Genomic DNA, 14,347 nt, shown 5'->3' on the forward strand with positions numbered 1-14,347 from the left:
CATGCGCGTACTGCTCGCCTTGATCCTTGCTGTCCTGATGAACCCGGCCCTGGCAGACACCGTCTGGCTCAACAACGGCGACCGTCTGAGCGGTGAGATTGTCCTGCTCGATGGCGGCAAGCTGGCGCTCAAGACCAAGTATGCCGGCCAGGTGCTGATCGACTGGAAGGATATCGACACCCTCAGTTCGGACAAGCCCCTGCTGGTCAGGCGTAGCGGTTTCGACAGCGAGCGAGGCGAAAGGTTGGCCGCCGCCGGCAGTGGCATGGTGCGGGTACAGGGCGAGCGCGAGTACGTGCTGCCGCTGGCGCAGATCACCCGCCTGGTTCCGCCGCGCCCGCTGCTGGAGGACCGTGTCTGGGAGGGCAATCTCGATGCCAAGCTGGACATGAAGCGCAACCAGAACGACGTCGACGAGTGGAAGCTCAAGGGCAATACGCGGGTCGAGCATGGTCGTTGGCGCCACGTGCTCAGTGGCGAGCTGGAGCGTGAGACCAAGAACGACAAGAAGGTCGAAGACAACTGGGAGCTGGAGTACGACCTCGACCGTTTCTTCACCGAGCACTGGTTCTGGCGGGTCGGGCTGGAGCAGAGCGAGGATGAGTTCGAAACCATCGACCGTCAGCGCATTCTGGGTACCGGGCCGGGGTATCGCTTCTGGGACAACGAGTTGGGACGGTTCGACCTGATCGGCCAGTTCAACCGCGTGCGTCTGGAGTCCGATCTGGCCGATCGGGCCTTCAACACCACCTCCATCGAGCTGGACTACAAGCGCCTGCTGTGGGGTACGCGTCTGGAGTTCTATGCCAACGCCGAGCTGCAGCTCCCGCACATCGATGAGATCGACTACGTGCTCGACAGCGAGTTCGGCCTGCGTTATCGCCTCAACCAGTGGGCGCGGCTGTCGCTCCTCTACGAGCTGGATCAGCTGCGAGGCCTGGGCCAGACGGTTTCCGACCGCCATTACCTGCTCGGCGTCGGGATCGGTTGGTAAGCCGGTAACTCCCTCCGCCAGCCGCGCCACGCGGTGCCGCTCGGCGGAAACGCTGAACTCCGCTGCGCGTGGCCGGTCAGCTCTTGCTCTAGCGTCGGGCTTGCGCATAATGCCCGGTTTTTCGCCCACCAGAGCCGTATAGACCTGCCATGTCGCGTGCAAAATCCTTATCCCTGCTTGGTCTGAGCCTTACCATGCTCAGCTCCGCAACCCTAGCCGATACCGTCTGGCTGACCAATGGTGACCGCCTGACCGGCACCATCCGCTTCTTCGACGGCAGCAAGCTGCTGCTGGAAACCGACTATGGCGGTTCCATCCCGCTGAGCTGGAAGAAGATCGCCACCCTCGAGAGCGACCACGAATTGCTGGTCAAGCTCGGTCCGGTCAACGGTGAGCGCGCCAAGGCGCTGCTCGCGGCCGAGCCGGGCAAGGTGACCCTGGCCAATGGCGATGTGCCGACCACCGTCGAGCTGGCGCAGATCGAGCAGATCATGAAGCCCAAGCCGCTGGTGGAGGACTTCACCTGGAAGGGCAACGTCGATCTGGCCCTGGACTACAAGCGCGGCGAGCGCGATTCCGACGACTACGATGTGGACGTCAAGACCCAGGCGCGTCATGGCCTGTGGCGGCACAACGCGCAGGCCGATTACAACCGCGAGCTGAAGAACGACGTGGTGAGCACGGATAACTGGAGCGCCGAGTACGCCCTCGACCGCTTCCTCACCGAGCAGTGGTTCTGGCAGGGGCGCTTCGAGTACAAGCGCGATCGCATCGAAGAGGTCGAGCGCCAGCGTACCCTGGGTACCGGTCCGGGTTACCAGTTCTGGGACAACGAGCTGGGCGCCTTCTCCATCGCCACCCTGGCCAACCGCAGCGACTACCGCTACAGCGATGGCGAGCAGGATCGGTTCTACGCCTTGAGCGTCAAGTGGGATTACAACCGCTACCTGATCGGCAAGACCGTGGAGCTGTTCAGCTCCGGTGAAGTCGGCAAGCCGCTCGAGGGCGTGGCCGACTACACCCTGGATGCCGAAGTGGGCCTGCGCTACAAGGTCACCGACTGGGCCTCGCTGAACATGAAGGCCGAGAAGGACATCGTCAGCGGCGCCGACGGCGACCTGGACGAAACCCGCTACACCCTGGGCTTCGGCGTGGGTTGGTAAGCAGGCCGGTTGGTCGCTGAAATGAAAAGCCCGCGATTCACTCGCGGGCTTTTTCGTTGCAGCAGGCTCAGCTCTGTTCGAGATCCCGGTTGCGCCAGCCGGCGCCGCCAGGCAGCAGCAGGTTGAGCAGCAGGGCGCTGACCGCGCACAGGGAAATGCCCGACAGGGCGAATTCCTTGCCGCCGATCACCATGCCGCCGATGCCGAATACCAGTGTCACCGAGACGATGATCAGGTTGCGCGCCTCGGACAGATCGACCTGATGGCGGATCAGGGTATTGAGGCCGACCACGGCGATGGAGCCGAACAGCAGGCAGAGAATGCCGCCCATCACCGGAGCCGGAATGCTTTGCAGGGCCACGCCGAACTTGCCGATGAAGGCCAGGGCAATGGCGAAGACCGCAGCCCAGGTCATGACTTTCGGGTTGTAGCTCTTGGTCAGCATCACCGCACCAGTGACTTCGGCGTAGGTGGTGTTGGGCGGGCCGCCGAACAGGCCAGCTGCCGAGGTGGCCAGGCCGTCGCCGAGCAGGGTGCGATGCAGGCCGGGCTTCTTGACGAAGTTCTTGCCGGTGACGTTGCCGATGGCGACCACGCCGCCGATATGCTCGATGGCCGGCGCCAGCGCCACGGGCACCATGTACAGGATCGCCCCCCAATGCAGCTCCGGTGCGATGAAATTGGGCACGGCGAGCCAGGAAGCCTGTGCCACTGCGCTGGTGTCGATCACCCCCAGCACGGCCGAGATCGCGCAGCCAACGGCGATGCCGGCGAGAATCGGCACCAGACGGAAAATGCCGCGGCCGAGCACGGCCACCAGCAGGGTGGTGAGCAAGGCCGGCATCGAGATCATCATCGCGGTGCTGTAGGGCACCAGCTCGACGCTGCCGTCACCGGCCTTGCCCATGGCCATGTTCACCGCCACCGGCGACAGCGCCAGGCCGATGGAGATGATCACCGGAGCAATCACCACCGGCGGCAACAGGCGGTCGATGAAGCCAGGGCCGCGCAGTTTCACCAGGGCCGAGAGCAGGATGTAGACCAGACCGGCGGCGATCACGCCGCCCATCACCGCAGGCAGGCCGAACTCGCCCTTGGCGGCCAGGATCGGCGCGATGAAGGCGAAGCTGGAGGCCAGGAACACCGGCACCTGGCGCTTGGTCACCAGCTGGAACAGCAGGGTGCCGATACCGGCGGTGAACAGCGCGACGTTGGGGTCCATGCCGGTGATCAGCGGCATCAGCACCAGAGCGCCGAAGGCCACGAACAGCATTTGCGCGCCGGAAATGCCCTGGCGCCACAGCGGGTCGTTGAATTCCGTTCGCGACATGCTCAGGCGTCCTTCTGCTTGGTGCCGAAAATCTTGTCGCCAGCATCACCCAGGCCCGGAATGATGTAGCCGTGTTCGTTCAGACGCTGATCGATGGAGGCGGTGAAGATGGTCACGTCCGGGTGCGCCTGCTCGACTGCCTTGATGCCTTCGGGGGCGGCGACCAGCACCATGGCGCGAATGTCCTTGCAGCCGGCCTTCTTCAGCAGGTCGATGGTAGCGACCATGGAGCCGCCGGTGGCCAGCATCGGGTCGATGATCAGGGCCAGGCGCGAGTCGATTTCCGGCGCGAGCTTCTCCAGGTAGGTGTGCGCTTCGAGGGTCTCCTCGTTGCGCGCCACGCCCACGGCGCTGACCTTGGCGCCTGGGATCAGGCTGAGCACGCCGTCGAGCATGCCGATGCCGGCGCGCAGGATGGGCACCACGGTGATCTTCTTGCCGGCGATCTTCTCCACCTGCACGGCGCCCGCCCAGCCTTCGATCTCGTAGCTTTCCAGCGGCAGGTCGTTGGTGGCTTCATAGGTCAGCAGGGCGCCGACTTCCTGGGCCAGCTCGCGGAAATTCTTGGTACTGATATCGGCGCGGCGCATCAGGCCGATCTTGTGACGGATCAGCGGGTGGCGGATCTCGCGAGTGGGCATGGGCTGGGATCTCCAACGGGGCTCTGGGAAAAATCGCGTTAGATTAAAGCATTGCTCATGCCAAGTGGTGGGTGACTGATGGGTCACGCCTGTCGCTTGGCGAGCATCGGCTACGCTGGTCAGTCGAGGCTTGGCAAGCGCCCTGCGGGTCTGTACCTTTGCCCGCTTTTATTTGACGGGTCGATCAGTTTTCAGCTGTCCCCGCTATTCATCAGCCCTTTGAGAGAGAACGCCCATGTCCGCCGATCTCGCGCATATCCGTCAAGTCATGGCGGAAGCCGATTGCCTGTTCACCGAAGCCGAGGTGGAAGCGGCCATCGACAAGGTTGCCAGCCAGATCAACGCCGAACTGGCCGAGCGCAACCCGGTGGTGTTCTGCGTGATGAACGGCGGCCTGATCTTCTCCGGCAAGCTGCTGACCAAGCTGAACTTCCCCCTGGAAGCGTCCTACCTGCACGCTACGCGTTATCGCAACGAAACCAGCGGTGGCGAGTTGTTCTGGAAGGCCAAGCCGGAAGTCTCCTTCATCGACCGCGATGTGCTGATCATCGACGACATCCTCGACGAAGGGCATACCCTGGGCGCGATCATCGATTTCTGCCGCCATGCCGGCGCGCGTGCGGTACACACGGCAGTGCTGATCGACAAGGAGCACGAGCGCAAGGCGCGCCCCGACCTGAAGGCCAACTACGTGGGCCTGCAGTGCATCGACCGCTACATCTTCGGCTACGGCATGGACTACAAGGGCTACTGGCGCAACGCCGCCGGCATTTACGCGGTCAAGGGGCTGTAAGCGGTTGTAACGCGCAGGGTGCGCTGCGCGCACCAGCTTTCCTGATGCTTTTCCCGGTGCGCACGGCGCCCCCTACATGGCGTGCTGCGCGTCGGGGCTCGCCTCCAGCCAGCGCAAGGCCTTTTCCCGCGCCTGCGGCAGATCCCGCACATATGCCAGCTCGCCTTCGCGGCGCTGCACGCCGGCGCGCCGCAGTTGCAGGCGTACCTGGGCGGTGGGGCCGCTGAGGATCAGCGCCACGCCCTGCTGGCGATAGTCGCGCAGCACGTTGTCCAGCGCCGCCAGGGCGGTCATGTCCAGCAGCGGCACGGCGCTGATATCGACCACCACCACTTTCACGCCGGGCGTGAAGCGGCGCAGCACGCTCAGGGCCTTCTCTGCCGCGCCGAAGAACAGCGGGCCGCGAATGGCGTAGGCCAGTACGTGCTCGGGCAGGTCTTGCAGCGCTTCTCGCTGTTGGCGGTTCAGGGCGGCCGTATCGGTCAGCTCGCTCATGCGCTTGATGAACAGGCCGGCGGCCAGCAGCAGGCCGACGCCAACGGCCAGCACCATGTCGAACAGCACCGTCAGCACCAGGCAGGTCAGCAGCACCAGCACATCGCTGCGTGGGGCGATGCGCAGGGTGTGGGCAACATGGTGGGGTTCGCTCATGTTCCACGCCACCATCAACAGCAGCGCGGCCAGAGCCGCCATCGGCAGGTAGCTGAACAGCGGCGCGAGCAGCAGGATGGCGGCCAGCACCACCCCGGCATGGACCAGTGCCGCCAGCGGCGAGAAGGCGCCGGCGCGCACATTGGCGGCCGTACGGGCGATGGCCGCAGTGGCGGTGATGCCGCCGAAGAAGGGCGCGGCCAGATTGCCCAGGCCCTGGCCGATCAGTTCGGCGTTGGGATCGTGCTTGCTGCCGGTCATGCCGTCGGCCACCACAGCACACAGCAGTGACTCGATGGCGCCGAGCATGGCGATGGCGAATGCCGGGGCGAGCAGTTGGCGAATCAGCTCGAAGGACACTACCAGCGGCTGGCCGTCAGCGCCGGGCAGGCTCCAGGGTATCGCCAGGCTGGGCAGGAAGGGCGGAATGCCGGGATGCTCGATACCGTCGAGCTGATAGCTGAAGCGTTCGCCCAGTGTCGCCACCGGCAGCCCGAGCCGTTCCAGGGCCAGCGCGAGCAGCGCGCCAATCGCCAGAGCAACGAGGTGGGCGGGAATCTTCGGCGCCAGGCGTGGCCAGATCAGCAGCGTCGCCAGGCACGCGATGCCAACCAGCGTGTCGCCGGGTTGCAGGCTGGGCAGGGCGCGCACCAGAAGATTCACCTGCTCCAGCAGATGTTGCGGCGCGCCGGCCAGGTGCAGGCCGAACAGGTCCTTGATCTGCAGGATGGCGATGACGATGCCGATGCCGGCAGTGAAGCCCAGGGTCACCGGATAAGGCACGAATTCGATCAGGCGTCCGGCGCGCAGCAGGCCCAGGCTGATCAGGATCAGCCCGGCCATCAGCGTGCACAGCAGCAATCCGCCGAGGCCGTATTGCTGGGTGATCGGTAGCAGGATCACCACGAAGGCGGCGGTTGGGCCGGAGATGTTGAAGCGCGAGCCGCCGCACAGGGCGATCAGGGGCGCGGCGATCAGCACGGTATAGAGGCCGTGCTGCGGTGCCACGCCCACCGCGATGGCCAGCGCCATGGCCAGCGGAATGGCGATGATGCCCACCGTCAGACCGGCGCTCAGGTCTCCGCGCAGGGCCTTCCACGAGTAACCGGCGCGCAGCGTCTGGCGCCAGGCGGCGAACAGCGGTAACGATGGGCGTGACATGCTGGCTCCCTAGTGGCTTGGCGCATTATAGGAGCACGACCACGGGCTGCGGCATGACCTAGGTCGGCTGTCGTGTCGCCTGCTCGCGTGTTAGCCTGCCCGGCTGCGCGTTGAGCCGCGCGCGGCTCGGCGGTACACTGCCGGCCCTCTGTAATGCTGGCGGGAGCGGGCGATGCGTAAAGACAAGAAGCAGGTGATTGGCGAAGAAATCAGCGATGACTCGATCAAGCTGTTCCTTGCGGTGGAACCAGCGGACGCCACGCCGCCTTCGCTGCACAAGCTGATCAAGGCTTACCGCGGTCTGCGTATCGATGATTTCGAGCGTTTCGTAGGCTTCTTCGTCGCCGAAGGCTACGACCTCTCCGCCACCGATGCGCAGGGCAATGATTTCATCGCCCTGATTCAGGATCAGCGTAATGCCGAGCCCTATATCGAAGTGATCAAGGCTGCTCGCGGCTGATTCTGGTAGGCATAGGCAAAAATGCCCGCGCTCCGTTGAGGAGGCGGGCATTTTTTATGGCCTGCCATCCATGGCGGCCACCCAGCGGGCCGTCGAAATGCCTCCCGGCCATTTTTATGGGCTGCGGATCGTGAATTCGGGGCAATAAAAAACCGGCCTCAAGGGCCGGTTTTTTCAAGAACCTGTCGCGATTAGGCGGCAGCAGCTTCGCCCAGCGCCTTGATGTGCGCGTTCAGGCGGCTCTTGTGACGAGCGGCTTTGTTCTTGTGGATGATGCCTTTGTCAGCCATGCGGTCGATGACCGGAACGGCTGCAGTGTAAGCGGTCTTGGCAAGCTCGAGATCCTTGGCAGCAATAGCCTTGACCACGTTCTTGATGTAGGTACGAACCATCGAGCGCAGGCTGGCGTTATGGCTACGGCGCTTCTCAGCCTGTTTGGCGCGTTTTTTGGCAGAAGGTGAGTTGGCCACCGTCAAGCTCCTCGAAAACTGGGGGGTTACGACAAATAAGGCCGCGAATCATGCCGATCCATCTGCCTGCTGTCAAGTCTGATGACGCTTTCCTGTGCTGGCCTGACCAGTGGTGGCTCGCTACACTCGTCGCCTTCGTTGGGCGGCGGATTGTCCGCTACTGCACCTCTTTATGGAAGCCGAAACACCCCATGAATCTGCTCAAATCCCTGGCTGCCGTCAGCTCTCTGACCATGGTGTCGCGCGTGCTGGGGTTCGTGCGCGACACCATCATCGCCCGCACCTTCGGCGCGGGAGTGGCATCGGATGCCTTCGTGGTGGCGTTCAAGCTGCCCAATCTGCTGCGCCGTATTTTTGCCGAAGGGGCGTTCTCGCAGGCCTTCGTGCCGATCCTGGCCGAGTACAAGATGCAGCAGGGCGAGGAGGCCACGCGCACCTTCATCGCCTACGTGTCCGGTTTGCTGACCCTGGTGCTGGCGCTGGTCACGGCCATCGGCGTGCTTGCGGCGCCCTGGATAGTCTGGGCCACGGCGCCCGGGTTCGCTGCCGAGGCCGAGCGTTTCGAGCTGACCGTCGATCTGCTGCGAGTGACCTTCCCCTATATATTGCTGATCTCCCTGTCATCGCTGGCCGGCGCCATTCTCAATACCTGGAACCGCTTCTCGGTGCCGGCATTCGTGCCGACCCTGCTCAACGTCAGCATGATCGTTTTCGCGCTGTTTCTGACGCCCTATTTCGATCCGCCGATCATGGCGCTGGGCTGGGCCGTGCTGGTTGGCGGGCTGGCACAGTTACTCTGGCAGCTGCCGCATCTGAAGAAGATCGGCATGCTGGTACTGCCGCGCCTGAGTTTCGGCGACCTGGGCGTCTGGCGCGTGCTCAAGCAGATGGGGCCGGCGATCTTCGGCGTGTCGGTCAGCCAGATTTCCTTGATCATCAACACCGTCTTCGCCTCGTTCCTGGTGGCCGGCTCGGTGTCCTGGATGTACTACGCCGACCGCCTGATGGAGCTGCCCTCGGGGGTGCTGGGCGTGGCGCTGGGGACCATCCTGCTGCCGGCGCTATCGAAAACCTACGCGAGCAAGGACCGTGACGAATACCGCCGCCTGCTCGACTGGGGGCTGCGCCTGTGCTTCCTGCTGGTGCTGCCCTGCACCCTGGCGCTGGCAATTCTCGCCGAGCCGCTGGTGGTGTCGCTGTTCCAGTACGGCAAGTTCACCGCCAACGATTCGCTGATGACCCAGCAGGCGCTGATGGCCTACGCGGTCGGCCTGCTGGCGCTGATCCTGGTGAAGATCCTCGCGCCGGGTTTCTATGCACAGCAGAACATCAAGACGCCGGTACGCATCGCGGTGGTCAGTCTGCTGGCGACCCAGGCGATGAACGCGCTGTTCGTCTTCGGTCTGGAAATGGCGCACGTCGGCCTGGCGCTGGCGATCAGCCTGGCGGCCTGTCTGAACGCCGGCCTGCTGTACTGGCAGCTGCGCCGCGCCGATATCTTCCAGCCGCTGCCGGGGTGGGGGCTGTTCCTGCTCAAGCTGGCGGTGGCGGTGGCGGTGATGGTGGCGGTGCTGCTGGGGCTGCTGCAGATAATGCCGGCCTGGGCCGAGGGCGAGATGCCGCTGCGTCTGCTGCGCCTGGGCGCGCTGGTGCTTGCCGGCGTGGTGGTGTACTTCGGCACGCTGCTGCTGCTGGGGTTTCGTCTGCGCGACTTCGCGCGCAGGGCGCTATAGCTGTTGTAGGGTGCGCCGTGCGCACCAGCAGGTCGCGGCGGGACCGGTGCGCACGGCGCACCTACGACTCCCGGCTTCGCGATGCCTGTTGTGCATGGCCTGCTGTGCGTATAATCGGCCACTTTGTGAACAAGAAGCGTGCTATGCAGCTGGTTCGAGGTCTTCATAACCTGCAGCCCCAGGCGCGGGGCTGTGTGGTCACCATCGGTAATTTCGACGGCGTTCATCGTGGGCACCAGGCCATCCTGGCGCGCCTGCGCGAGCGTGCTGCGGAATTGGCCGTGCCCAGTTGCGTGGTGATCTTCGAGCCGCAGCCGCGTGAGTTCTTCGGTCCGGACACTGCGCCGGCGCGTCTGACTCGCCTGCGCGACAAGCTCGCCCTGCTGGCCGCCGAAGGCGTCGACCTGGTGCTGTGCCTGGCCTTCAACCGCCGCCTGCGCGAGTTGTCGGCCGCCGAGTTCGTCCAGCGTGTGCTGGTCGATGGCCTGGGCGTGAAGGATCTGGAGATCGGCGACGATTTCCGCTTCGGCTGCGACCGTGCCGGGGATTTCGAATTTCTCAAGGCCGCCGGCCAGCGTTACGGCTTCAGCGTCGATGCCTCGACCACCGTCGAAGTGCTCGGCGGCCGGGTCAGCAGCACGCGCGTGCGCCAGGCGCTGGCCGATGGCGATTTCGAGCTGGCCGAAGCCTTGCTCGGCCGGCCGTTTCGCATCGCCGGGCGCGTATTGCACGGGCAGAAGCTCGGCCGCCAGCTCGATGCGCCCACTGCCAACGTCCAGCTCAAGCGGCGCAAGGTGCCGCTGACCGGGGTCTATCTGGTGAGCTGCGAAATCGATGGCGTGATTCAACCGGGCGTCGCCAATATCGGCGTGCGCCCCAGCGTTGCCGGTGACGGCCGCGCCCATCTGGAAGTGCACCTTCTGGATTTTGCCGGCGATCTGTATGGCCGGCGCCTCTCGGTGGCTTTCCACCACAAGCTGCGTGATGAGCAGCGTTTCGCCTCGCTGGAGGCCTTGAAGGCGGCGATTGCCGCTGATATCGCCGCTGCCCGTGAATATTGGCAGAGCCACCCGCTGATGAAGAGCCCGAAATGACCGACTACAAAGCTACGCTGAACCTGCCCGATACCCAGTTCCCGATGAAGGCCGGCCTGCCGCAACGCGAGCCGCAGACCCTGCAGCGCTGGAACGAGATTGGCCTGTATAGCAAGCTGCGCAAGATTGGCGAAGGTCGGCCGAAGTTCGTCCTGCACGACGGCCCGCCCTATGCCAACGGCAGCATCCACATCGGTCATGCGGTGAACAAGATCCTCAAGGACATCATCACCCGCTCCAAGACCCTGGCCGGCTTCGACGCGCCCTACGTGCCGGGCTGGGACTGCCACGGCCTGCCGATCGAGCACAAGGTCGAAACCACCTTCGGCAAGAACCAGCCGGCGGACCTGACCCGCGAGCGCTGCCGCACCTACGCCAGCGAGCAGATCGAAGGGCAGAAGGCCGACTTCATCCGCCTCGGTGTGCTGGGCGACTGGGACAATCCGTACAAGACCATGGATTTCGCCAACGAGGCCGGCGAGATCCGCGCCCTGGCCGAGATGGTCAAGCAGGGCTTCGTGTTCAAGGGCCTGAAGCCGGTGAACTGGTGCTTCGACTGTGGCTCGGCCCTGGCCGAGGCCGAGGTGGAGTATCAGGACAAGAAATCCGATGCCATCGACGTTGCCTTCCCCATCGAAGACGCAGACAAGCTGGCCGCCGCCTTCGGCCTGAGCGAGCAGAGCAAGCCGACCGCCATCGTCATCTGGACCACCACGCCCTGGACCATCCCGGCCAACCAGGCGCTCAACGTCCATCCGGAATTCACCTACGCCCTGGTAGACACCGGCGAGCGCATCCTGCTGCTGGCCGAGGAACTGGTCGAGTCCTGCCTGCAGCGCTACGGCCTGCAGGGCCAGGTGATCGCCACCGCGCCGGGCGCGGCGCTGGAGCTGATCCGCTTCCGTCACCCGTTTTACGAGCGTTTCTCGCCGGTGTACCTGGCCGAATACGTCGAGCTGGGCGCCGGTACCGGCATCGTCCACTCGTCGCCGGCCTACGGTGAGGACGACTTCCGTACCTGCAAAGCCTACGGCATGAGCAACGACGACATCCTCAGCCCGGTGCAGAGCAATGGCGTCTACGCCCCGGACCTGCCGTTCTTCGGCGGCCAGTTCATCTGGAAGGCCAACCCGGCCATCGTCGAGAAGCTGGCCGAAGTCGGTGCGCTGCTCAAGCACCAGCCGATCCAGCACAGCTACATGCATTGCTGGCGCCACAAGACCCCGCTGATCTACCGCGCTACCGCACAGTGGTTCGTCGGCATGGACACTCAGCCCAAGCAGGGCGGCACCCTGCGTGAGCGCGCGCTGGCCGCCATCGAGCAGACCCAGTTCGTGCCGGCCTGGGGCCAGGCGCGTCTGCACAGCATGATCGCCGGCCGCCCGGACTGGTGCATCTCGCGTCAGCGCAACTGGGGCGTGCCGATCCCGTTCTTCCTGCACAAGGCCACCGGCGAACTGCACCCGCGCACCGTCGAGCTGATGGAAGAGGTCGCCAAGCGTGTCGAGCAAGAGGGCATCGAAGCCTGGTTCAAGCTCGACGCTGCCGAGCTGCTGGGTGCTGAAGCGGCTGACTACGACAAGATCAACGACACCCTCGACGTCTGGTTCGACTCCGGTACCACCCACTGGCATGTGCTGCGTGGCTCGCACGGTCTCGGCCACACCACCGGCCCGCGCGCCGACCTGTACCTGGAAGGCTCGGACCAGCACCGCGGCTGGTTCCATTCGTCCCTGCTGACCGGCAGTGCCATCGATGGTCACGCGCCGTACAAGGCGCTGCTGACCCACGGCTTCGTGGTCGACGAGAACGGCCGCAAGATGTCCAAGTCGCTGGGTAACGTGGTTGCGCCGCAGGAGGTCAACGACAGCTTGGGCGCCGACATCATGCGCCTGTGGGTCGCCTCCACCGACTATTCCGGCGAGATGGCCGTGTCCAAGGTGATCCTGCAGCGCAGCGCCGACGCCTACCGCCGCATCCGCAACACCGCGCGCTTCATGCTGGCCAACCTCAACGGCTTCGATCCGGCCAAGGACCTGCTGCAGCCCGAGCAGATGCTCGACCTCGACCGCTGGGCCGTCGACGCAGCCCTGCGCCTGCAGGAAGAAATCATCGAAGCCTACGCCGACTACCGCTTCTGGAACGTCTATTCCAAGGTGCACAACTTCTGCGTGCAGGAGCTGGGCGGCTTCTACCTGGACATCATCAAGGACCGCCAGTACACCACTGCCGCCGACAGCGTGGCGCGCCGCTCCTGCCAGAGCGCGCTGTTCCACATCAGCGAGGCGCTGGTGCGCTGGATCGCGCCGATCCTGGCGTTTACCGCCGAGGAAATCTGGCAGTTCCTGCCGGGCGAGCGCAACGAGTCGGTGATGCTCAACACCTGGTACGCGGGCCTGGAGCGTCTGCCGGAAGGCTTCGAGCTGGACCGTGCCTATTGGGACCGCGTCATGGAGGTCAAGGCTGCGGTCAACAAGGAGCTGGAGAACCTGCGCACGGCCAAGGCCATCGGTGCCAGCCTGCAGGCCGAGGTCACCCTGTTCTGCGACGACGCCAAGCAGGCCGACCTGGCCAAGCTCGGCGACGAGCTGCGTTTCGCCCTGATCACCTCGGCGGCGCAGACCGCGCCGCTGGCCGATGCGCCGGCCGATGCGGTGGTGACCGAGGTCGAAGGCCTGAAGCTGAAGATCCTCAAGTCCGCCCACGCCAAGTGCGGCCGTTGCTGGCACTTCCGCGCCGATGTCGGCAGCCATGCTGCGCATCCTGAGCTGTGCGGCCGCTGCGTGAGCAACATCGAAGGCGAGGGTGAGGTACGCAAGCATGCCTGAGTCCTCGCGTTTCGGGCATCTGCCCTGGCTGCTGCTGAGCGTGCTGATCCTGGTCGCCGACCGGGTGACCAAGGACATCTTCGAGGGCATGCTGAGCATGTATCAGCGCATCGAAGTGATTCCTGGCTACTTCGACTGGACCCTGGCCTACAACACCGGTGCGGCATTCAGCTTCCTGGCCGATGCCGCCGGCTGGCAGCGCTGGTTCTTCGCCGCCATCGCCATCGTCGTCAGCGTCGTGCTGGTTATCTGGCTCAAGCGCCTCAAGCGTCACGAGACGTTGCTGGCCGTGGCCCTGGCCATGGTCCTGGGTGGCGCGCTGGGCAACCTGTATGACCGCGTGGTGCTCGGCCACGTGGTCGACTTCATCCTGGTGCATTGGCAGAGCCGCTGGTTCTTCCCGGCGTTCAACCTGGCCGACACCTTCATCACCATCGGCGCCATCCTGCTGGCGCTGGATATGTTCAAGAGCGACAAGTCCGCGAAGGAGGCTGCGCAATGACAGACGTACGCATCGGTCCGGACAGGGAAGTGACCCTGCATTTCGCCCTCAAGCTGGAAAACGGCGATGTGGTCGACAGCACCTTCGACAAGCAGCCGGCGACCTTCAAGGTCGGCGACGGCAACCTGCTGCCCGGTTTCGAGCAGGCGCTGTACGGCTTCAAGGCCGGCGACAAGCGCAGCGTGCAGGTGCAGCCGGAGCAGGGTTTCGGCCAGCCCAATCCTCAGAACGTGCAGGTCATGCCGCGCAGCCAGTTCGAGGGCATGGAGCTTTCCGAGGGCCTGCTGGTGATCTTCAACGACGCCGCCAACGCCGAACTGCCGGGCGTGGTCAAGGCGTTCGACGACAAGCAGGTCACCATCGACTTCAACCATCCGTTGGCCGGCAAGACGCTGCAGTTCGACGTGGAAATCATTGAGGTCAAGGCGCTCTAGCCTGCGCTGCCGCTCTTGTAGGAGCGGCTTCAGCCGCGAAGCTCTTGTTGCAGCCTGCGCTTATCCCGCGCAGGCTGTATCTTTCCGGGATCG

Annotated in this window: 13 protein-coding genes; 9 read left to right on the forward strand and 4 right to left on the reverse strand. The window is 64.6% G+C overall.

The genetic code is table 11. The features are described 5' to 3' along the window. The first annotated feature begins 1 nt into the window (after position 1). Both L1F06_RS04930 and L1F06_RS04935 read left to right on the forward strand, forming a co-directional pair. Positions 2-994, forward strand: a complete 993-nt coding sequence (locus L1F06_RS04930; protein WP_129484025.1) for a DUF481 domain-containing protein — start codon at positions 2-4, stop codon at positions 992-994. A 149-nt stretch (positions 995-1,143) separates the two neighbouring features. After that, the gene (locus L1F06_RS04935) at positions 1,144-2,157 is read left to right on the forward strand and encodes a DUF481 domain-containing protein (RefSeq protein ID WP_129483980.1); all 1,014 of its coding nucleotides are present in this window, start codon (positions 1,144-1,146) and stop codon (positions 2,155-2,157) included. Positions 2,158-2,224: 67 nt separating this feature from the next. Here L1F06_RS04935 and L1F06_RS04940 read toward each other — a convergent pair whose 3' ends face one another. Both L1F06_RS04940 and upp read right to left on the reverse strand, forming a co-directional pair. Then, on the reverse strand, positions 2,225-3,487 hold the full coding sequence (locus tag L1F06_RS04940; protein ID WP_129483979.1) for a uracil-xanthine permease family protein: 1,263 nt from the start codon (positions 3,485-3,487) through the stop codon (positions 2,225-2,227). Between the two features lie 2 nt (positions 3,488-3,489). Further along, entirely contained in the window at positions 3,490-4,128 is a 639-nt protein-coding gene (gene upp / locus L1F06_RS04945) for a uracil phosphoribosyltransferase (protein WP_003243027.1), read from the reverse strand. A 235-nt stretch (positions 4,129-4,363) separates the two neighbouring features. Between upp and L1F06_RS04950 the strand changes: the two genes are divergently transcribed. Next, positions 4,364-4,921 (forward strand): hypoxanthine-guanine phosphoribosyltransferase, encoded by a 558-nt coding sequence (locus L1F06_RS04950; RefSeq protein ID WP_003243028.1) that lies wholly within the window; start codon positions 4,364-4,366, stop codon positions 4,919-4,921. Positions 4,922-4,993: 72 nt separating this feature from the next. On the opposite strand, the gene dauA is transcribed toward L1F06_RS04950, so the two are convergent. Beyond that, positions 4,994-6,733, reverse strand: coding sequence for a C4-dicarboxylic acid transporter DauA (gene dauA, locus L1F06_RS04955; RefSeq protein ID WP_129483978.1), 1,740 nt, complete (start codon positions 6,731-6,733; stop codon positions 4,994-4,996). Between the two features lie 172 nt (positions 6,734-6,905). Here dauA and L1F06_RS04960 point away from each other — a divergent pair, with 172 nt between their 5' ends. Further along, positions 6,906-7,193, forward strand: a complete 288-nt coding sequence (locus L1F06_RS04960) for a PA4642 family protein (RefSeq protein WP_021488129.1) — start codon at positions 6,906-6,908, stop codon at positions 7,191-7,193. A 191-nt stretch (positions 7,194-7,384) separates the two neighbouring features. Here the strand turns inward: L1F06_RS04960 and rpsT are convergent, their stop codons facing one another. After that, positions 7,385-7,663, reverse strand: coding sequence for a 30S ribosomal protein S20 (gene rpsT, locus L1F06_RS04965; protein ID WP_003243036.1), 279 nt, complete (start codon positions 7,661-7,663; stop codon positions 7,385-7,387). A 191-nt stretch (positions 7,664-7,854) separates the two neighbouring features. Here rpsT and murJ point away from each other — a divergent pair, with 191 nt between their 5' ends. The 5 genes from murJ (at position 7,855) to L1F06_RS04990 (ending at position 14,254) form a co-directional block, all read left to right on the forward strand. Continuing rightward, the gene (gene murJ, locus L1F06_RS04970) at positions 7,855-9,396 is read left to right on the forward strand and encodes a murein biosynthesis integral membrane protein MurJ (RefSeq protein ID WP_129483930.1); all 1,542 of its coding nucleotides are present in this window, start codon (positions 7,855-7,857) and stop codon (positions 9,394-9,396) included. 143 nt (positions 9,397-9,539) lie between these two features. Next, on the forward strand, positions 9,540-10,490 hold the full coding sequence (ribF, locus tag L1F06_RS04975) for a bifunctional riboflavin kinase/FAD synthetase (protein ID WP_129483931.1): 951 nt from the start codon (positions 9,540-9,542) through the stop codon (positions 10,488-10,490). After that, positions 10,487-13,318: an isoleucine--tRNA ligase gene (gene ileS, locus L1F06_RS04980; RefSeq protein ID WP_129483932.1), complete on the forward strand. Its 2,832-nt coding sequence runs from the start codon at positions 10,487-10,489 to the stop codon at positions 13,316-13,318. The genes ribF and ileS overlap by 4 nt, the downstream gene beginning before the upstream one ends. Beyond that, positions 13,311-13,820 carry a signal peptidase II gene (lspA, locus tag L1F06_RS04985; protein WP_129483933.1) on the forward strand — a complete coding sequence of 170 codons (510 nt, stop codon included), beginning with the start codon at positions 13,311-13,313 and terminating at the stop codon, positions 13,818-13,820. Before ileS ends, lspA begins: the two co-directional genes overlap by 8 nt. Beyond that, positions 13,817-14,254: an FKBP-type peptidyl-prolyl cis-trans isomerase gene (locus L1F06_RS04990; protein ID WP_095460632.1), complete on the forward strand. Its 438-nt coding sequence runs from the start codon at positions 13,817-13,819 to the stop codon at positions 14,252-14,254. The genes lspA and L1F06_RS04990 overlap by 4 nt, the downstream gene beginning before the upstream one ends. The last annotated feature ends 93 nt before the right edge of the window (positions 14,255-14,347 follow it).

It is taken from the genome of Pseudomonas hydrolytica, assembly GCF_021495345.1.
In the GTDB taxonomy this organism is placed as follows: domain Bacteria; phylum Pseudomonadota; class Gammaproteobacteria; order Pseudomonadales; family Pseudomonadaceae; genus Aquipseudomonas; species Aquipseudomonas hydrolytica.

Excerpts from the sequence above, each read along its gene's own strand:
- L1F06_RS04930 (WP_129484025.1), top strand. The coding sequence starts at position 2 with ATGCGCGTACTGCTCGCCTTGATCCTTGCTGTCCTGATGAACCCGGCC.
- L1F06_RS04935 (WP_129483980.1), top strand. The coding sequence starts at position 1,144 with ATGTCGCGTGCAAAATCCTTATCCCTGCTTGGTCTGAGCCTTACCATG.
- L1F06_RS04940 (WP_129483979.1), bottom strand. The coding sequence starts at position 3,487 with ATGTCGCGAACGGAATTCAACGACCCGCTGTGGCGCCAGGGCATTTCC.
- upp (WP_003243027.1), bottom strand. The coding sequence starts at position 4,128 with ATGCCCACTCGCGAGATCCGCCACCCGCTGATCCGTCACAAGATCGGC.
- L1F06_RS04950 (WP_003243028.1), top strand. The coding sequence starts at position 4,364 with ATGTCCGCCGATCTCGCGCATATCCGTCAAGTCATGGCGGAAGCCGAT.
- dauA (WP_129483978.1), bottom strand. The coding sequence starts at position 6,733 with ATGTCACGCCCATCGTTACCGCTGTTCGCCGCCTGGCGCCAGACGCTG.
- L1F06_RS04960 (WP_021488129.1), top strand. The coding sequence starts at position 6,906 with ATGCGTAAAGACAAGAAGCAGGTGATTGGCGAAGAAATCAGCGATGAC.
- murJ (WP_129483930.1), top strand. The coding sequence starts at position 7,855 with ATGAATCTGCTCAAATCCCTGGCTGCCGTCAGCTCTCTGACCATGGTG.
- ribF (WP_129483931.1), top strand. The coding sequence starts at position 9,540 with ATGCAGCTGGTTCGAGGTCTTCATAACCTGCAGCCCCAGGCGCGGGGC.
- ileS (WP_129483932.1), top strand. The coding sequence starts at position 10,487 with ATGACCGACTACAAAGCTACGCTGAACCTGCCCGATACCCAGTTCCCG.
- lspA (WP_129483933.1), top strand. The coding sequence starts at position 13,311 with ATGCCTGAGTCCTCGCGTTTCGGGCATCTGCCCTGGCTGCTGCTGAGC.
- L1F06_RS04990 (WP_095460632.1), top strand. The coding sequence starts at position 13,817 with ATGACAGACGTACGCATCGGTCCGGACAGGGAAGTGACCCTGCATTTC.